The organism is Candidatus Microbacterium phytovorans (assembly GCA_029202445.1).
Lineage (GTDB): Bacteria > Actinomycetota > Actinomycetes > Actinomycetales > Microbacteriaceae > Microbacterium > Microbacterium phytovorans.
Window position 1 is genome coordinate 2,145,791 of record CP119321.1, and the last position, 17,801, is coordinate 2,163,591.

At 71.0% G+C, this 17,801-nt stretch carries 15 protein-coding genes; 6 read left to right on the plus strand and 9 right to left on the minus strand.

The genetic code is table 11. From position 1 onward, the window contains the following. Window positions 1-47 precede the first annotated feature (47 nt). The gene (locus P0Y48_10220; protein ID WEK12837.1) at window positions 48-1,298 is read left to right on the plus strand and encodes a family 1 glycosylhydrolase; all 1,251 of its coding nucleotides are present in this window, start codon (window positions 48-50) and stop codon (window positions 1,296-1,298) included. Window positions 1,299-1,308: 10 nt separating this feature from the next. Here P0Y48_10220 and P0Y48_10225 read toward each other — a convergent pair whose 3' ends face one another. After that, complete coding sequence (locus P0Y48_10225; protein ID WEK12838.1) at window positions 1,309-2,313, minus strand: LacI family DNA-binding transcriptional regulator; 1,005 nt, start codon at window positions 2,311-2,313, stop codon at window positions 1,309-1,311. Between the two features lie 92 nt (window positions 2,314-2,405). After that, window positions 2,406-6,059, minus strand: coding sequence for a bifunctional proline dehydrogenase/L-glutamate gamma-semialdehyde dehydrogenase (locus P0Y48_10230; GenBank protein WEK12839.1), 3,654 nt, complete (start codon window positions 6,057-6,059; stop codon window positions 2,406-2,408). Between the two features lie 171 nt (window positions 6,060-6,230). On the opposite strand from P0Y48_10230, the gene P0Y48_10235 reads away from it, so the two are divergent. Genes P0Y48_10235 through P0Y48_10245 form a run of 3 tightly spaced genes read left to right on the plus strand, consistent with a single transcriptional unit; the run spans window position 6,231 to window position 8,414 of the window. Next, complete coding sequence (locus P0Y48_10235; GenBank protein WEK15057.1) at window positions 6,231-7,109, plus strand: LysR family transcriptional regulator; 879 nt, start codon at window positions 6,231-6,233, stop codon at window positions 7,107-7,109. A gap of 37 nt (window positions 7,110-7,146) precedes the next feature. Next, a complete protein-coding gene (locus tag P0Y48_10240; protein WEK12840.1) occupies window positions 7,147-7,809 on the plus strand; it encodes a hypothetical protein in 663 nt (220 codons plus the stop codon). Next, a complete protein-coding gene (locus P0Y48_10245) occupies window positions 7,806-8,414 on the plus strand; it encodes a hypothetical protein (GenBank protein ID WEK12841.1) in 609 nt (202 codons plus the stop codon). The genes P0Y48_10240 and P0Y48_10245 overlap by 4 nt, the downstream gene beginning before the upstream one ends. A gap of 368 nt (window positions 8,415-8,782) precedes the next feature. Here the strand turns inward: P0Y48_10245 and P0Y48_10250 are convergent, their stop codons facing one another. After that, a complete protein-coding gene (locus tag P0Y48_10250; protein WEK12842.1) occupies window positions 8,783-10,120 on the minus strand; it encodes a hypothetical protein in 1,338 nt (445 codons plus the stop codon). 34 nt (window positions 10,121-10,154) lie between these two features. Continuing rightward, entirely contained in the window at window positions 10,155-10,715 is a 561-nt protein-coding gene (locus P0Y48_10255; protein WEK12843.1) for an acyl-CoA thioesterase, read from the minus strand. A 131-nt stretch (window positions 10,716-10,846) separates the two neighbouring features. Here P0Y48_10255 and P0Y48_10260 point away from each other — a divergent pair, with 131 nt between their 5' ends. Continuing rightward, window positions 10,847-11,350: a GNAT family N-acetyltransferase gene (locus P0Y48_10260; GenBank protein WEK12844.1), complete on the plus strand. Its 504-nt coding sequence runs from the start codon at window positions 10,847-10,849 to the stop codon at window positions 11,348-11,350. 75 nt (window positions 11,351-11,425) lie between these two features. Here the strand turns inward: P0Y48_10260 and P0Y48_10265 are convergent, their stop codons facing one another. From P0Y48_10265 to P0Y48_10275, 3 genes are read right to left on the minus strand one after another with little or no spacing between them, the layout of a single operon-like run. Then, window positions 11,426-13,297 (minus strand): cytochrome b/b6 domain-containing protein, encoded by a 1,872-nt coding sequence (locus P0Y48_10265; protein ID WEK12845.1) that lies wholly within the window; start codon window positions 13,295-13,297, stop codon window positions 11,426-11,428. Next, window positions 13,297-14,268, minus strand: coding sequence for an electron transfer flavoprotein subunit alpha/FixB family protein (locus tag P0Y48_10270; GenBank protein WEK12846.1), 972 nt, complete (start codon window positions 14,266-14,268; stop codon window positions 13,297-13,299). Before P0Y48_10270 ends, P0Y48_10265 begins: the two co-directional genes overlap by 1 nt. A gap of 11 nt (window positions 14,269-14,279) precedes the next feature. Continuing rightward, window positions 14,280-15,056 carry an electron transfer flavoprotein subunit beta/FixA family protein gene (locus P0Y48_10275; GenBank protein WEK12847.1) on the minus strand — a complete coding sequence of 259 codons (777 nt, stop codon included), beginning with the start codon at window positions 15,054-15,056 and terminating at the stop codon, window positions 14,280-14,282. Between the two features lie 99 nt (window positions 15,057-15,155). Between P0Y48_10275 and P0Y48_10280 the strand changes: the two genes are divergently transcribed. Then, a complete protein-coding gene (locus P0Y48_10280) occupies window positions 15,156-15,668 on the plus strand; it encodes a MarR family transcriptional regulator (protein WEK12848.1) in 513 nt (170 codons plus the stop codon). 1 nt (window position 15,669) lies between these two features. On the opposite strand, the gene P0Y48_10285 is transcribed toward P0Y48_10280, so the two are convergent. Next, window positions 15,670-16,446 carry an enoyl-CoA hydratase-related protein gene (locus P0Y48_10285; protein WEK12849.1) on the minus strand — a complete coding sequence of 259 codons (777 nt, stop codon included), beginning with the start codon at window positions 16,444-16,446 and terminating at the stop codon, window positions 15,670-15,672. A 38-nt stretch (window positions 16,447-16,484) separates the two neighbouring features. Next, window positions 16,485-17,693 carry an acyl-CoA dehydrogenase family protein gene (locus P0Y48_10290; protein WEK12850.1) on the minus strand — a complete coding sequence of 403 codons (1,209 nt, stop codon included), beginning with the start codon at window positions 17,691-17,693 and terminating at the stop codon, window positions 16,485-16,487. Window positions 17,694-17,801: the final 108 nt, after the last annotated feature.

A 17,801-nucleotide genomic window follows, 5' to 3' on the forward strand; every position in this document is an offset into this window, starting at 1 on the left:
CGGCGCCCGCACGGGGGCCGCCACGTCGCATGAGAAGAAGGACCACCATGCCCGCACAGCCCTGGTACCGCGACGGTCGCCTGCACTTCGCCCTCGGTGTCGAGGACACGTTCGTGCCCCAGCAGGAGCCGGGACGCCGAGCGCTCGACGAGTACGAGCTCATGCAGCACTACACCTTCTGGGAGCGCGACCTCGAGCTGTGCGAGGAGTCGGGTGCCACCCTGCTGCGCTGGGGCATCCCGTGGTACCGGGTCAATCCCGCACCCGGCGAGTGGGACTGGGAGTGGCTGGACCAGGTCATCGACTGGTTCGACGCGCACCGCATCGATCTGGTCGCCGACCTCATCCACTACGGCACGCCTCTCTGGCTGGAGGGCGAGTTCGCCGCCGCCGATTACCCGGAGCGGGTGGCCGAGTACGCGCGCGCCGTCGCGGAGCGCTACCGCGGCCGCATCCGCCACTACACGCCGGCCAATGAGCCGCTGCTGAACGTCATGTACTGCGGCGAGTTCGCCCACTGGCCCCCGTACCTGTCGGGCGACGACGGGTTCGTGACCGTGCTGAAGGCGATCAGCCGCGGCATCGTGCTCACGCAGCACGCCATCGCCGAGGCCGACCCGGATGCCGACTTCGTGCACGTCGAGGCATCCTTCCGATTCGATGGCGCACTGTCCGCGCACCCCGAGACCGTCGAGCACCTCCGCCACCGCGCGTACATCGTGCAGGACCTCGTGATGGGACGCGTCGACGACGCGCACCCGCTCACCCCCTACCTGCGGGCGCACGGGTTCTCCGACGACGACCTGGAGTGGGCGCGCACGCATACCGCCCAACCCGACGTCGTCGGCGTCAACTACTACCCGCAGCACTCGACGGAGCTGTTCGAGGACGGCGTCGTGCTCGGCGGCGGACCGGGCGAGCTTCGTCCGAGGCGCAACGCCGGCACCGAGGGGCTGAAGGAGGTGCTGTCCACCTTCGCGGCGCGCTATGGCCGCCCGGTCTTCCTCACCGAGACGGGCTACACCGGCACCGTGCAGGAGCGCATCGACTGGCTCCACGACTCGGTCGACGCCGTCGAGGACCTCCGCCGCGAGGGCGTCGACGTGGTGGGCTACACGTGGTGGTGCATCACCGACATGTACGAGTGGACCTACCGCCACTCGGACGGCCCGCGCCGCGATCACCTGCTCCGCATGGGGCTGTGGGCACTGGAAGAGGATGCCGACGGCATCCTGCACCGTGTGCACACCCCCGTCGCCGACGCCTTCCGTCGGCTCGCCGCACCGGACGCGGGCTAGGCGACGCGCGCTAGGCGGACTCGCGGCGGAGCACCTCGAAGTCGACCAGCACCTCGCGGGGCGGGATCGCGTCGCCGCGCCGCGCGATCCGCTCGACGAGCAGGTCGACCGCCTGACGGGCGATCTCCTTCCGCCCCGGGTCGACGGTCGTCAGGCTGGGCATCGCGTACTGCCCCTCGTCGATGTTGTCGAAGCCGACGACGGCGACCTCCTCGGGGATGCGGACCCGCTCCTGCTGGAGCACCCGCAGCACGCCGAGGGCGAGGGCGTCGTTCATGGCGAACACCGCGTCGAAGTCGGCGCCCGATGCCAGGAGCCGCCGCACGGCTTCCGCGCCTTCGGCCTGGTGCCAGAGCCCCGCGGTCTCGACCAGCGACGGATCGTAGGCGACGCCGGCCTCCTCGAGCGCCGTGCGGTATCCGTCGAGGCGGAGCGCGGCGGAACCCATGACCTCACCCGGGTGCGCACCGACGAGCGCGATGCGCCGGCGGCCCGCCTCCAGGAGCGTGCGGGTGGCGGCGTGCGCGGCCTCGACGTTGCGCATCGTCACGTGATCGACGGGCCCACCGAAGATCCGCTCGCCGAGGAGGACGAGCGGGTACGGGACGGCCAGCCGCTCGGCATCGTCCTGCCCCATGCCGAGGGGACTGAAGATGAGCCCGTCGGCGTTGCGGGTGCGAGGGCTCGTGAGCACGGCGAGCTCGCGGTCGCGATCGCCGCCGGTCTGCTCGATCTGGACGATGACGCCGTGATGCTCGGCGCGCGCGATGACGGCGTCGGCGAGCTGGGCGAAGTAGCTGAGACTGAGCTCGGGAACGACGAGGCCGATGACGCCGCTCCGACCGGAGCGGAGGTTCCGCGCCGAGAGGTTGGGCTGATAGTCGAGCTGCTCGATGGCCTCCTGCACGCGCTGCCGCGTTTGGGGCCGCACGTTGGGAAGCTCGTTGACGACGTTGGATACGGTCTTGATCGACACGCCCGCCAGGCGGGCGACGTCGTGCAGGGTCGCCGCCATCACACCTCTTCCTCGCGTGCCGAGCTCCGTCGTGGAGCGCTGGCCCTCACATTACAACGTTGTGCCGTCGAGGTGCACCCGAATTCCCCGCGTCAGATCACCGCTTCGCTCCACCGGTCGGGGTTGCCGAAGCGGTGCGCCGTGATCGCGATCGCCTGCTCGTGCAGGAACGGCAGCAGTTCGATGCGGCCCGCGGTGGTCACCTCGTCGCCGTAGACGGCCACGTCGGGATCGCCCTCGGTCGCCGCCGCCAGGGCTGCGCGCGCCGCGGCGACCGCGTCCTCGCCGCCGACGATCCGCACGCGCTGCGCGTCGCCGGCACGCAGCCGCGCGATCCATTCGGCATCCGTCTCGACGAACACCGGCACGTCGACCTCGCCGAGCGCACGGCGCACGGAGGCCGGGATGCCGACGGGGGCGCTCAGCGTGAAGGCGGCGCCCGCGCGGACACCGGCGACCACGACCCGCAGCACCGCCTGCCAGGCGGCATCGCCGGTCGCGCGGATCGACACCGGCACCGGCCGGTACCGGAAGAGGTTGCGCTCCACCTTCAGCCCCGACACGTCTTTCACGCGGCCGAACTCGCGATCCCACGCGACGGCATCGGACAGCGCGCCGCGCCGCAGCCACTCGAACGCGTCGTAGTCGAGCGTCGGCTGCGCGGCCTCGATGACGGCCGTGATGCGGCTGTCGAGCCCCCGCAGGTGCAGGGTCGACGACTGTGCCGCCCCCGCCGATGCCCGCCACGAGCCGAGGCCAACGAGGTAGTTCGGCCCGCCGGCCTTGGCGCCTGCGCCCACCGACGACCGCTTCCAGCCGCCGAACGGTTGCCGCTGCACGATCGCTCCCGTGATGCCGCGATTGACGTAGAGATTGCCGGCCTCGACCTCGTCGAGCCACAGCGCGAGGTCGTCGGGGTCCTGCGTGTAAAGGCCTGCGGTGAGGCCGTAGGCGACGGCGTTCTGCAGTTCGATCGCCTCCGTGAGCGACCGCGCGTGCATGACCCCCAGCATCGGCCCGAAGAACTCCTCGAGGTGCGTGCGCGATCCCGGCTGCACGCCCACGCGGATGCCGGGGCGCCACAGCCGACCGTCGGCCGACGGCTCATCGACCTGCTCGGGTGCGACGAGCCACCGCTCGCCCTCCTCCAGTTCCGTGAGCGCCCAGGCGAGCTTGCCCTGCGGCTTCTCCACGACGGGGCCCACCTCGCTGAGCGGATCTGTCGGCATCCCGACCCGCAGCGATCGCGTCGCGTCCACCAGCTGACGCGCGAACCGGCGCGAGCGCGCGACGGGTCCGACGAGGATCGCGAGCGAGGCCGCCGAACACTTCTGCCCCGCGTGCCCGAAGGCGCTCTTGACGAGGTCGGCGGCGGCGAGGTCGAGATCGGCCGAGGGCATCACGATCATCGCGTTCTTGCCGCTCGTCTCCGCCAGGAGCGGGAGGTCCGGCCGCCACGAACGGAAGAGCGCCGCGGTGTCCCACGACCCCGTGAGGATGACGCGGTCGACGTCCGGGTGCGACACGAGACGCTGACCGAGCGCGCCCTCGTCGATGTCGACGAGCGTCACGAGCTCACGCGGCATCCCGGATTCCTCCAGCGCCTCCCACAGGGCCTCCGCGACGACCGCCGCGCACCGGCGCGCTTGCGGGGCCGGCTTGAAGACGACGCCCGACCCGGCGGCGAGCGCGGCGAGCACTCCCCCGGCGGGGATCGCCACGGGGAAGTTCCACGGCGGAGTGACGACGGTCAGCCGGGCGGGCACGAAGACGGCTCCCGCGACGCGGTCGAGCTCGCGGGCCGTCGCGGCGTAGTACGCGGCGAAGTCGACCGCTTCGCTCACCTCGACGTCGGCTTCGGCGAAGACCTTGCCGGTCTCGGCGGCGGCGACCTCGATGAGCTCGCCCCGTCGCGCCTCCAGCGCCCGGGCGGCCGCTTGCAGCACGGCGCCGCGCTCGGCGGCAGGAGTCGAACCCCACGCGGCGGCGACCTCCCGCACGCGCGCGACAGCCGCCTCCAGGGCGCCCTCGTCGTCGATTCGGGCCGCGCCGACGGTCGCCTCACCGGCGGTCGACGCCGCGACGCGGCCCACGATCGCCCGCGCCCACTCGCGGTTGGCGGGAAGCGCCGGGTCGCTGTCGGGGGTGTTCCGGAACCCGGGTGCTCCGGCGATGCGCGCCTCGGACTCGTGCGACGAGAACACGGCGGTCTCGACGAACGCGTCGTCGTCGGTGCCGAGCGACAGCACGGCGCGCGTCAGGGCCGGATCGGCGGCGGGGCGGGAGAGAGGCACGGTCGCCGCGTCGACGCTCGCGGCATCCGGAGCGTCGAGACCCGACCCGTGCGCGCGATCCGCCGCGCCGCGGTCCTGCGTGCGATTCGGGCCGACGGGCAGCGCCCGATCAGAGGCGCGCTCCACCGAGGCGACGAAGCGATCGCGCTCGCGGGCGAACATCTCGGGGTCGTCGGCGAGGTCGAACGCCGCCGAGAGGAAGTTGTCGCTCGACGCGTTCTCCTCCAGGCGACGCACGAGATAGCTGATGGCGACGTCGAACTCGTCGGGCCGCACGACCGGCACGTAGAGGAGGACGTGGCCCACCTCGCGCGACACGGCCTGCACCTGGCCCTGCGCCATCCCGAGGAGCATCTCCATCTCGATGTCGTCGCGCACACCCCGCTCGCCCGCGAGCAGCCACGCGTAGGCGATGTCGAAGAGGTTGTGGCCGGCGACGCCGAGGCGGACGGCATCCGTGCGTTCGGGACGCAACGCCGCATCGAGGCAGCGGAGGTAGCTCGCGTCGGAGTCGAGCTTCGACGCGTGGGTCGCGAGGGGCCAGCCGTGCATGACGGCATCCACCCGCTCCATCGCCAGGTTGGCGCCCTTGACGAGGCGCACCTTGATGCGCGCACCGCCCGCTGCGACCCGTCGCTGGGCCCATTCGGTGAGCCGGTCGAGTGCGGGGAGAGCGTCGGGCAGGTACGCCTGCAGCACGATGCCCGCCTCGAGCCCGGTCAGCCGGGGGTCGTCGAGGATGCGGGTGAAGACGGCGATCGTGAGGTCGAGATCGCGGTACTCCTCCATGTCGAGGTTGATGAAGGTGGGCTGCTCGGCTGCCGTGAGGTAGAGCGGGAGGAGACGGTCGACGACGGCGTCGACCACCTCGTCGAACGCCCACATCGAGATGTGACTCGCGATAGCGGACACCTTGACCGACACGTAGTCCACGTCGTCGCGGCGGATGAGCTCGTGGATGCCGTTGAGCCGCCGACGTGCCTCGTCCTCGCCGAGCACGGCTTCGCCCAGGAGGTTCAGATTGAGGCGGGCACCGGATGCGCGGAGGCGCGCGATCGCCGGGCCGAGCTTCTCCGGACGTGCGTCGACCACGAGGTGCCCGACCATCTCGCGCAGCGCCTTCCGCGCGAGCGGGACGGTGGGAGTCGGCAGCACGGGGGCCACAGCCCCGCCCGTGCGCACCGCACCGCGCAGGTACCACGGCAGGAACCCCGGCACGAGGGGGGCGACGCGGCTGAGGTTCGCGGCGGCGGCGGTCAGGCTCTCGGGTCGCATGACGCCGTCGACGAAGCCGATCGTGAACGGCAGCCCGTTCGGGTCTTTCAGCACACCGGCAAGGCGTTCGGCCGCGGGATCGACATCGGCGGCGGCCGATTCGGTCACCCACCGCTGGGCGAGGGCGATGGATCGCTCGACGAGATCGCCAGCCACCGCGTCCGTCGTGTCAGCCATCGCATCGTGCGTCGAGTCGTGCGGCATTCCCGTTCCTTCCGCCATGTGTCCAGCGTGCCCCCGAATCGTCGCTCACGGGCGCATTGCTCTACTGTGCGGCATCCTTTCGTTCAGGAATAGCGACGATCTATGATCATTACCCATCGATGAGGCCGATGAAAGGGGCGAGCGATCTTCGAGCTTCGACGCCTGCGGCTCCTCCACGAACTCGCGCTGCGCGGCACCCTCGCCGCCGTCGCCGAGGCGCTCGCCTACAGTCCGTCCACCGTCTCGCAGCAGCTCAGCCAGTTGGAGCGCGACGCGGGCGTCACCCTGTTGGTCCCCGACGGTCGGCGCGTGCGCCTCACCGAGCAGGGAGCAGCCCTCGCCGCCCACGCAGCGCGCGCGCTCGCCCTCGACGAACAGATCCGCGGCGAACTGGAGACCCTGCGCCCCGGCGTCGCGCCCGTGCGCATCGCCGTGTTGCAGACCGCCGCGCGCGCCCTCGTCCCCGCCGCGCTGACCTTGCTGGCCGAGCGTGCGCCGGAGCTGCGCGTCGAGGTCTCCGAGCGCCCGCCCGAGGAGGGCCTGTTCGAGCTCGCCGCCCGCGGCTTCGACCTGGTCATCGCCGAGCAGTACCCCGGCCACACCCGCGAGCACCGCTCCGGGCTCGAACGGGAAGTGCTCGGCAGCGACCCCGTCCGGATCGCCACAGCCGCGGGCGCGCCCGACCTGGCATCCCTCCGGGACCGACCGTGGGTGCTGGAACCGCGCGGCACCGCGGCCCGCGACTGGGCGGTGCAGCAGTGCCGCGCCGCCGGGTTCGAACCCGACGTGCGGTTCGAACTGGCCGACCTCACCGCCCATGTGCGCCTCATCGCCGCCGGTCACGCCGTGGGGCTCCTCCCCGACCTCCTGTGGGCCGGAGAGCGCCCGCCCGTGCAGCTCACCGACCTGCCGGGCGCCGCGGCCCGCGAGGTTTTTACAGCGGTGCGGCGTTCCGACAGGGAACGCTCCGGCATCCGACTCGTCCGCGACGCCCTCGCCGACGCGTTCGCCGCGCGCGCGTAGCCGGGCCGGCCGGCGCGTGCTCCTTTAGGCTGGCGCCGTGACCGAACCCGCTCAGCCCGCACGCGCGAACAGGTTCGCGCGCCTGCAGGCGGCGACCGACCGGGTGCCCACGAAGTGGTTCGCCACGATCGGCACGGTGCTGTTCCTCGCCGTGACGGCGGCGTTCGGTGGGCTGAACGAGGTCGCCGCCGCGCCCACTCCCGCCCTCCCCGAACTCACGGCGGGTGAGGTCCACACGAGCGCCCAGTTGTCGATCCGTGTCGAGAGGGCCGTCTTGATCGACGAGCTCAGCGGTACCGGCGCTTTTCCCGACGAGGAGAAGGGCGAGCGCCTGCTGGTGCTCCTCGTGGAGGTCGAGAACCGCTGGGATGAGGCGCTGCAGTTGTCGCCGTTCAGCTCATTCAGCACGGGACGTGTGGTGCGACTGTCCGGCGACGACCGCGCCGCCGACGGCATCGTCCGCGAGGACGACCAGACACCAGACCCGTGGCTGCAGCCGGGCATCCCTACACTGCTGGCATTCTCGTGGACCGTGGGTGGCGCCGACTACACAGATGGCGAGGAGTTGATCGTCGAACTGAGCGACTCCCCCCTTGAGGTGGGTGAGTTGCTCTTCACGGGCGAACGGTGGGGAGCACCTGCCCTCGCTGCCACCGTGCGGATCGCGATCGAGGACGTAGGCGCGGAGGGGGACGGATGAGTCGCTGGACCGCATGGCTGTCCGCCGTCGCGCTTCTCGCGGGCGCGTGGCTGGTGGCCTGGATCACACCGGATGGCGACGGCGGCTACCGCGAACCGTTCGCAGTACCCGCAACCATCGGCGAGCCGGCTGTCGCGCGGAACCTCGGCGTGACCATTCGCGATCTGGCGCTGGCCGACCGGGTGCAGAGTGGCGGTTGGGGCGCCGACGGCACGTGGCTCGTCGTGACGCTCGACGCGTGGGTGGTGCAGAACGAGACGGAGGCGCAGATTCGCGAGGCGTTTCTCACCGTCGGTGGCCGCACTTTCCGCGCCAGCGAGCGACCCGGGAACTACTCGGAGTCGGCTTCGCTGTTTCGCACGGGCCTTTCGCTCGACCTTCCTCGCTCCGGCGCAATCGCCTTCGAGTTGCCTGACGACGCCGTCACCGGACGATCCGCCGAGACCGCGATGCTCCAGCTCGCGTTCGGCAACGGGGCGGTGAGCGAGCAATCCGCGCACGCGCTCCTTCTGACGGATGCGGTCATCGAACTGCCGGTGAATCTCGACACGATTCCCCGGATCGACGTTATGGAACTCCCCGCGACGGAATGGGCAGCGCGATGACGGGGTGGTGGAAGCGAAACGCGCCGGCGCTCGTCGCGATCGCAGTCATCTTGCCGGTGGGGGCCTACGCCGTCGACACCATCGAATTCGGCTACGTGCGCAACACGCCCGTCCGGATCGCTGAGGGCGAGTCATATCGTGTCGGCGACTGGATAGTCGGGCCGGTGACGATCGAATCACTCGACGCGGATGCCGTGGACGCTCCGCCCGGTACCGACCCTGTGGTCGTGACGATCCGTATCGACCCTGGGCACGATGACTTCATCTGCCAGTCCCCCACTATCGTCGACGCTTCAAGCGGCCGCACGTGGCGATCGAGGACGGACCTCGCGTGGGCGCCCGCCGATGACCAGCTGACCTACTGCGCGTCAGACACGGTCGTCCCGTACGACATCGCCCACGCGATCCTTCTGTCCGGCGGGCTCGGCGAGCATCTCGATGTCGTCGTCCCGGTCAGCGGCGACGACCAGATCCTCGACCTCAGATTCGTCGTCTCCCGCTGACGCGATCGCCCTGATGGCGCGGTCGTATGTGCCGGCGATGACCACCACGCGCAGGGGTGCGACGACAGCGGCAACGATCATCACCAGCGCGACCGAGAGCGGCTGCCAGACCGTGTTCGTGGGATGCGGTCCGATCGCGCGCGACAGCCCGATGATCAGCCAGTTCTCACCGAGGGTCACGATCGTGTAGAGCAGCACGTAGCCCGCAATGAGGACCGGCCCCGCCCGCCACATCAGCGCTATCGCCTGACCGATAGGCCGGAAGCGCCCCGTGACCTCCAACCAGATGTCCCGCAACCGGCGTCGCACCCGTTGCGGGACGGTGTCGTAGCGGGTGCGCACGTGCTCCACCACACGCCCGCGCAATCTGGGAGCGGTCGCCCGCACCGCCTGACCATAGATCACACCGGCGATCGTGAGCCAGGCGACGGGCAAGAGGATGAGGCCTCCGGCCTCGCCGAGCAACCACTCCACGGCATCCCACACGAATCCGACGGGGGCGAGCACGCCGACCATCGATTCCCGCACATCGGCGAGCCACACCATCGCCTGGCGCGACGCGATCCAGTCGGTGACCGCCCGGGCGAGATCGGTGAGGATGTAAGCCGCGAGGTACACCCACAGCACCTCGAGGTAGGTCGCGGGGACACCCGTCCACAGGGGAAGCTGACTCTTCCAGCGCTTGTGAGCCCAACGCCCCACGAACGCCGCGACGAGGATCGTGGCGGTGACGATGTCGAAGCCGATCTGATCGCCAGTACCGGTCGTGTCGAACTCGAGACCGTTCACGGCAGCGTTCTGGCCCCACGCGGCGAGCCAGGTGTGAACCCCGTTGAGATAGTCGGCGACATCGTCGCGAATGAACCCCCACGCCGCGTAGAACGCGACGAACGGAAGGATGCCGCCGAGCACACCGTCGAGGAACGCGCGGCGCCGCTCGCGTGGACCGTCGGGCAGCGGTGCGAGCGCGCGAAGCGTCGGCATCCCGCGCCGCAGCACCAGGAACATCCCGACGTAGGCGACGACCAGGCAGAGCGCTGCGAGCGGGAGGAGCAGGATGCCGCCGAGCGCCGTCCGAGCGCCCACGAGCGACGCGAGCTCGAGCACGAGGTAGTGACCGAGGGTGCCGGCGAGGATCCACGCCAGGAGCGCGGGCCAGTGCGCGGCCAGCAGGCGCGCACTGCGCACGACGATCGCGATCACGCTCACACGCTAGCGGGTGTGGCGCGACTCCGGCCTACTCCCAGACGCTCGGGGCGGGAGCCTTCGTCGACGGCAGCGCCGCACCGGCCGCCCAGTCCGTCACCCACTGCGGCAGGGGCGGCAGGTCGTCGGGACGGTGCAGGGCCTCGAACAGCTCCTCGGTGTTCACGACGCCGCCCGTCCTGCGCAGGAACCGCGCCCGCACGATCATCTCCGCGTACACCTCGCCACCCACGACAGCGCGGTGGATCTGGTAGACCGCCTTGTCGTCGTGCCCGTAGAGCCGCGACTCCACGGTGAAGCGCTGCCAGAGCTGCAGCGACTTGCGGAACGTCACGGTCTCGCTGGCGACGACCGCGTACCAGCCCTGCGCGTTCATGGCATCCCAGATGCCGGTGCGGATGAGCAGATCGAACCGACCGAGGTCGAACAGCGAGGCGTAGCGACCGTTGTTCATGTGCCCGAGCAGGTCGATGTCGGTCGGGAGCGTGCGCAGTCGCACCCGGCCGACGGAGGTCGGCGCGATCGGGCCGCGGCGACGCAGCAGCACCTTCGCGCGCCAGATCGTCAGGAGGGTCCGCCACCACACATTCACGAAGCGTGATGCTAGCGATGCACCCCAGCCGGGCGCGAAATCCGTTGTGGGATTCCGACAGTCCGCGCGGGACCGATTGATACGGCCCGGCCCGATTTCGCGATTGCCCGGGCCGGACGTAGAGTCGCCCCATGGAAGCCGAACCGCTGACCGACACCGTCGTCCGTCCCGTTCGCGACGTGGATGCCGAGGCCCTCGGCCGCGTGCACGCGACCTGCTGGCACGAGACCTACGATCACCTGATCAGCAAGGCCGCGCTCGAGAACGTCTCGCCCAAGCGGCTCGCCGAACTGTGGACCCACTGGGCCCAGCAGGGCGAGGACTTCCGCATGGTCGCCGCGCTCGTCGAGGGCGAGATCGTCGGCTTCGCCGGCTCGGGTCCCGCGCGCGACCGCGACGCCCCCCGCAACCGCGAGCTGTACTTCATCTACCTGCTCGACCGCTTCCACGGCACCGGCATCGGACAGAAGCTGTTCGACGCGGTCGGCGCCGACGAAGACCTCTACCTGTGGGTCGCGGAGGACAACCCCCGCGCGCACCGCTTCTACACGCGCAACGGGTTCGCGCTCGACGGTGCGACGCACACCGAGCCGTTCCTCGGCGAGACGCTCACCGAAGTCCGCTTCGTCCGCTGAGCGCGGCCGGCGGTGCTGGCGGGCCGTGTCGGCTGACGGCATCCGTGTGCCGCGGATCGCTAGTCGGTCCGATGATCAGCGGCCGCTGACGGTGCCGAAGAGCTTCGCGATCGGCGCGATGACGAGCGGTCGCGCGGCGATCCACCCGCCGGCCATCACCGCGACCGAGGCGACGAAGATCCAGAACCCGGCCCAGTTGTCGGCGTAGGCGACGCCGTCCACCGACCCCTGGGCCGCGTACATGTGGTTGAGGTTGCGGAGCGCACCGGTGGCGAACACGAGCGCGACGTGCACCACGATGAATGCCACGAAGTAGAGCATCACGGGGAAGTGCACCTTCCGTGCCCACTCGATGGGATAGGCAGCGTTGAGGCGGGCGTTCTTCTTGGGCCAGAGGCCGCCCATCCGGAAGCCGGTGACAGCGGCGAGCGGCGCGGCGACGAACACCGTCGTGAAGTACGCGAGCTGCTGCAGCGAGTTGTAGTTGACCCAGCCGTTCTCGGTCGGCCAGTCCAGCGACACGTACTGCAGCGCCGCCGACAGCGCGTTCGGGAACACCTCCCAGCTCGTCGGCACGATCCGCATCCACTGTCCCGTGGCGAACAGGAGAACGACGAAGATCACGCCGTTGACGAGCCACAGCAGGTCGAGCGCTTGGTGGAACCAGATCGTGAGGCTCGTCTTGCCCTTCTTGTCGCGACGCGGGGTCCAGAACACGGCGGGGCGCTTCTCGGTGCGGATCTGCAGCCCGGTGCGGATGATCAGCAGCATGAAGAAGGCGTTGAAGAAGTGCTGCCAGCCGATCCACGCAGGGATGCCGACGGGTGCGGCATCCGGCAGGTGATACTCGCCGGGGTACGCGACGAGGAAGTCCTGCATGGCGGGAAGCGACAGGACGACACGCACGAGTGCGACAGCCATTCCCGCCGCGAGGAGCAGGCCCGCACCGCCGACGAGGAGCGCGCCGATCCACTGACGGCGCGTGAACGGTCCGATGCGGACGGGCTCGGGCCGCGGTGCGGGCCGGTGGTACGCCGCGCGGCCCGGCCACACGGTGCGCGGCACCGTGAGCGGCGCCCGGTCCGCCGGCGCGGGTGCGGGTGCGGGTGCCGTGGCTGGTGCGGGTGTTGGTGCGATGGCGCTTGTGTGCGGCGATGGCGCCGGAGCTTCCTGGCGCCCCGACGACGAACTGGCGCCATCGGTGGGCGCGGGCGCGGCGGGAGGCTCGGTGGGCGCGGGGGTGGTGGCGGCCTCGGTGGGCGCGGGGGTGGTGACGGCGGCCGGAGTCGTGCCGGCGGGGGGCCACGCCTCGCCGCCGGCAACGCGAGGCAGTCCTCGGCGCACGGCGGAGGCTCCGGCATCCGCGGCTCCGGCATCCTCGGCCCCGTGAGCCCCTTCGTGTGCGGGTCCAGCAGCCGTCGTCGCCGCGGCATCCTCCCTCGTGGGCGCTGTCGGTGAGACGCTCACGGTCGCGGTCCCCGCCGTCGCGCCGACGCTCGCCGCGCCACTTTCGCGTGATGGCACCGCAACGTTCTGGCGCCCTTCCGGAGAAGTGACGCCATCGGCGCGGTCGCCCGGGTCCGCGACGGATGCCGAGGCGGATGCCGGTGGCCACGGGTCGCCGCCGGCGACACGCGGAAGCCCTCGCCGCAGAGGCGTCGCTGCCGCGGTCACGCCAGCGGCAGTCGTCGCCTCGGCCGCACCCGCCGCACCCGCGCCCGCCGACGCACTCGTGTCGACAGCCCCGCTCGCGTCGACAGCAGAGCCACCGGATTCCACCGCCACTGTCGCGGCACCCGCCGCAACCTCGACCGCGTCCGCACCCACCGGCACCTCGACCGCCGCCACCGCGGTCGGCGCGGCATCCGCGGGCGGCCACGGGTCGCCGCCGGGCCGGCGCGGCAGACCGCGGCGGAGCGCCGTGGCATCCGGGCGGGACGTCGCCATCAGGACTTCTTGGCTTCGAGGGCCGCGATCAGCTGCGGGACGACGGTGAACACGTCGCCCACGATGCCGAAGTCGGCGATGTCGAAGATGGGGGCGTCGCCGTCTTTATTGATCGCGACGATCGTCTTCGCCGTCTGCATGCCCGCCTTGTGCTGGATCGCGCCCGAGATGCCGAGAGCGACATACAGCTGCGGCGACACCGACACGCCGGTCTGGCCGACCTGGTGCGCGTACGGGATGTAACCGGCGTCGACCGCGGCACGCGAGGCGCCCACCGCCGCACCGAGGGTGTCGGCGAGCTGCTCGACGAGCGCGAACTTCTCGGGCGATCCGAGGCCCCGACCGCCCGCGACGACCTTCGCGGCGCCGCGCAGTTCCGGCCGGCTCGACGTGGCGACGGCGGGATCGAACGACTCGACGGTGGCGGCAGCGGCTCCCGAGGGCGTGACGTCGAGGGCGACGACCTGCGGCGACTGCGCCTCGGCGCGTGCGTCGACCGCACCCTGGCGCACCGTGATGACGGGGGCGCCGAAGGTCGGCGCGCTCGTGGTGTCGTAGGCGCCGCCGTAGACGGAGTGCCGAGCGAGCACGCCCTGGTCGTCGCGCTCCACGCCGACGGCGTCGACGGAGAGCGCGAGGCTCTGGCGGGCGGCGAAGCGGCCGGCGATGTCGCGGCCCTCGATCGAGTTCGACACGAGCACCGCATCGGGCTGCACGAGGGCGAAGGCGGATGCCACGGCATCCACGACCGGCACGGTGAGGGCCGCGCCGTCGACGACGGCCGTCAGCACCACGTGCGCCCCGAGCTCGCCTGCCCGCGCAACCAGCGCGGCATCGTCGGAAGGCAGGAGGACGACGGGCGTGCCGACGGCGGCGGCTGCGCCGAGGAGCCCGGCCGCGGAGGCGGCGAGCTCACCGGCGGGAGTGACGTCGAGCACCGTCAGGACGGCGTCGGAGGCGAAATCTGTCATCGTCGTTCCCTTCACACCAGGCGGTTCTCGATGAGGTAGGCGGCGAGCTTCTCGCCCGCATCGCCCTCGTCGACGACCTTGACGCCCGCACCGCGCGGCGGACGCTCCGACACCGTTGTGAGGATCGTCTGCGGCGCGGCCGAGACGTCGATGTCCACGCCGAGGTCGACCAGCGACACCGTCTCGAACGGCTTCTTCTTCGCGGCCATGATGCCCTTGAAGTTGGGGAAGCGCGCGTCGGGGAGCGCTTCGGTGATCGAGATGACGGCCGGGAGCGGTGCCGTGACGCGGGCTGTGCCGGCATCCGTCGCGCGCGTGCCCGAGACGGCGGTGTCGGTGATCTCGACGGACGAGAGGGCCGTGGCCTGCGGCACCCCGAGGTGCTCGGCGAGCATCGCGGGGAGGACGCCCGCCGTGCCGTCGGTAGAGAGGTTGCCCGTGATGACGAGGTCGAAGCCGACGCGGCGGACCGCCGCCGCGAGCACCTTCGCGGTGACGCCCAGGTCTGCGCCGGCGAGGGCGTCGTCGGTCACCTGCAGCGCGGTCGCGGCTCCCATCGCGAGTCCCTTGCGGATCGTCGCCGCAGAGGCCTCCGCGGCCATCGACACGACGGCGACCTCGACGTCGTCGTGCGCGTCAGCGTAGGACAGCGCGACTTCGAGCGCCCGCTCGCCGATCTCGTCGAGCACGCGCTCCGACGCACTGCGGTCGGCGAGCCCGGTCTCGAGATCGAGTTTGCGGTCGCCGTATGTGTCCGGGACTTCCTTGACCAGCACCACGATTTTCATGACGTCCTCCGACCTTCGAGTCTATTGACCGGCTCCGCACGCCGACCAGCGCGTGCAGGGAAACCGACTAGCGTGATGCCCGACGGCAGGAGGCGATTTGTGGCTCGCGTGACACCCCCGGGTCTCGACCCCATCGACGAGGCGCGGCGCCAGTGGGTCGCCCACGGCTGGGCGGATGCCGCCGCCGGCATGACCGCCGTCACGTCGGTCATGCGCGCCCACCAGTTGCTGCTCGCGCGAGTCGGCGACGCTCTGAAGCCGTTCGACCTCAGCTTCGCGCGGTACGAGCTCCTCACCCTGCTGAGCTTCTCGCGAGAGGGACGGATGCCGTTGACCTCGGCCGCTCGCCGGCTGCAGGTGCACCCGACGAGCGTGACGAACACGGTCGACCGCCTGGAGGCCGCGGGGCTCGTGCGTCGCGAGGCGCACCCGACCGACGGCCGGGCGACACTCGTCGCGCTCACGGATGCCGGTCGCGCGACGGCGGAACGGGCGACGGCGGCCCTCAACGAAGAGGTGTTCTCCCGTACGGGCCTCGGCGACGCCGACCTCGAGGCGCTCATCGGCACGATCTCGCGCCTGCGGGCGGCCTCGGGAGACACGACGGCCTGACTCACCGGTGCCGGAAGTCGGGGGCGCGCTTCTCTCGGAAGGCGGCCATGCCCTCCTTCTGGTCGTCGAGGGCGAACAGCGAGGAGAACACCTGCTTCTCGAAGCGAAGACCTTCGGATGCCGTGGTCTCCAGCGACGCCCGCAGCGCCTCCTTCGCGGCGTACACGACCGGGAGCGACTTGCCGGCGATCGCGTCGGCGACCTTGCCGGCTTCCTCGAGTAGATCGGCGGCGGGCACGACGCGCGAGACGAGGCCCGCTCGTTCGGCTTCGCCGGCATCCATCATCCGACCCGTGAGGACGAGTTCGGCGGCCTTGTAGTAGCCGATGGCGCGCGGCAGGCGCTGCGTGCCACCGAGACCCGGGATGACCCCGAGGGTGATCTCGGGCTGCCCGAACTTCGCGGTGTCGGCGGCGAGGATGATGTCGCACGTCATGGCGAGTTCGCATCCGCCGCCGAGGGCGTATCCGGCGACGGCGGCGACGACGGGCGTGCGCACGCGGCTGAACACCTCCAACCCGACGAAGGGGTTGTCCATGGTCATGTCGCGCGGCGTCTTCGCCTCCATCTCCTTGATGTCGGCTCCCGCGGCGAAGGCACGGTCGGAACCCGTGAGCACGATGCAGCCGATGCCCTCGTCGGCGTCGAACGCCGCGGCCGCGTGCGCGAGCTCGGTGACGAGCGTGGAATTCAGCGCGTTGAGCGCCTCGGGGCGGTCGAGGGTGATCCAGCCGACGCGTCCGCGCGTCTCGGTCCGGATGGTCGCGTACTCGGTCATGTCCCCCATCGTGTCACCGCCCGCCGACGCGTGCGCCGTCATCGCGACGTGTCAGACAGGACGTGACGGCCGATGATGACGCGCATGATCTCGTTCGTCCCCTCGAGGATCTGATGCACGCGCAGATCGCGCACGACCTTCTCGATCCCGTAGTCCTGCAGATACCCGTATCCGCCGTGCAGTTGGAGGGCTTCGTTGGCGACGGTGAACCCGGCATCCGTCGCGAAGCGCTTGGCCATCGCGCACTGCACGGTGACCTCCTCGCGCGACGGCGCGTCCGGGTCGCCCGTCGTCAACGCGTCGAGCGCGTGAGCGGCGTCGCGCACGAGAGCGCGCGCGGCGCGCAGCTCGGTGGCCATGTCGGCGAGGCGGAAGACGATCGCCTGCTTCTCGGCGAGTGGCTCCCCGAACGTGAAGCGCTCGTGCACGTAGCGCACGGCCCGGTCGAGGGCCCACTGCGCCCCGCCCAGCGAGCAGGCGGCGATGTTGATGCGCCCGCCGTTGAGTCCGCTCATCGCGATCGCGAAGCCGCCGCCGACCGAACCGAGAACCGCGGATGCCGGCACCCGCACCCGGTCGAGGATCACCTGGCGCGTGGGCTGCGCGTTCCACCCCATCTTCTTCTCGTTCGGCCCGAAGGAGAGCCCCTCGGCATCCCCCGGGACGAGGAAGGCGGTGATGCCGCGCGCTCCCCCCGCGCCGGAGCCGGTGCCCGGGTCGGTGCGCGCCATCACGACGTACACCCCCGCCTCGCCGGCGCCGGAGATGAACTGCTTCACCCCGGTGAGCACGTACGTGTCGCCCTCGGCGATGGCCGACGTCGTGATCGCAGCGGCATCCGATCCGGCTCCCGGCTCGGTGAGGCAGTACGCCCCCAGCTCGGTCATGGCCGTGAGCCCGGGCAGCCACTCCTGCCGCTGCTCCTCGCTCCCGTAGCGATCGATCATCCACGCGACCATGTTGTGGATCGTGATGTAGGCGGCGATGGTCGGGTCGCCCTGGGCGAGCTCCTCGACGATCGTGACCGCGTCGCTGCGCGTGAGTCCGGTGCCGCCGACGTCTTCGCGGACGTAGAGGCCGCCGAGGCCCAGCTCTCCCGCCACCGCGAGCACGTCGCGCGGGAAGTGCTTCTGCTGGTCCCACTCCAGCGCATGCGGAGCGAGGCGGGTTCGGGCGAAGTCGCGGACGGCATCCAGTATCGCGTCTCGTTCTTCCCGAGACAGCGAAGCGGTGGCGGTCATGCTCATGTGTTCACATCCTTGTGAGACAAAACGACAGCAAGGTCGGCCCCGGTAAGGGCACTGTGATCAGTTTACATGGACGTCCTAGTATTTTCGCCCGTCGTCCTCACCTCA

Excerpts from the sequence above, each read along its gene's own strand:
- P0Y48_10220 (WEK12837.1), top strand. The coding sequence starts at position 48 with ATGCCCGCACAGCCCTGGTACCGCGACGGTCGCCTGCACTTCGCCCTC.
- P0Y48_10225 (WEK12838.1), bottom strand. The coding sequence starts at position 2,313 with ATGGCGGCGACCCTGCACGACGTCGCCCGCCTGGCGGGCGTGTCGATC.
- P0Y48_10230 (WEK12839.1), bottom strand. The coding sequence starts at position 6,059 with ATGGCTGACACGACGGACGCGGTGGCTGGCGATCTCGTCGAGCGATCC.
- P0Y48_10245 (WEK12841.1), top strand. The coding sequence starts at position 7,806 with ATGAGTCGCTGGACCGCATGGCTGTCCGCCGTCGCGCTTCTCGCGGGC.
- P0Y48_10260 (WEK12844.1), top strand. The coding sequence starts at position 10,847 with ATGGAAGCCGAACCGCTGACCGACACCGTCGTCCGTCCCGTTCGCGAC.
- P0Y48_10265 (WEK12845.1), bottom strand. The coding sequence starts at position 13,297 with ATGGCGACGTCCCGCCCGGATGCCACGGCGCTCCGCCGCGGTCTGCCG.
- P0Y48_10270 (WEK12846.1), bottom strand. The coding sequence starts at position 14,268 with ATGACAGATTTCGCCTCCGACGCCGTCCTGACGGTGCTCGACGTCACT.
- P0Y48_10275 (WEK12847.1), bottom strand. The coding sequence starts at position 15,056 with ATGAAAATCGTGGTGCTGGTCAAGGAAGTCCCGGACACATACGGCGAC.
- P0Y48_10285 (WEK12849.1), bottom strand. The coding sequence starts at position 16,446 with ATGACCGAGTACGCGACCATCCGGACCGAGACGCGCGGACGCGTCGGC.
- P0Y48_10290 (WEK12850.1), bottom strand. The coding sequence starts at position 17,693 with ATGAGCATGACCGCCACCGCTTCGCTGTCTCGGGAAGAACGAGACGCG.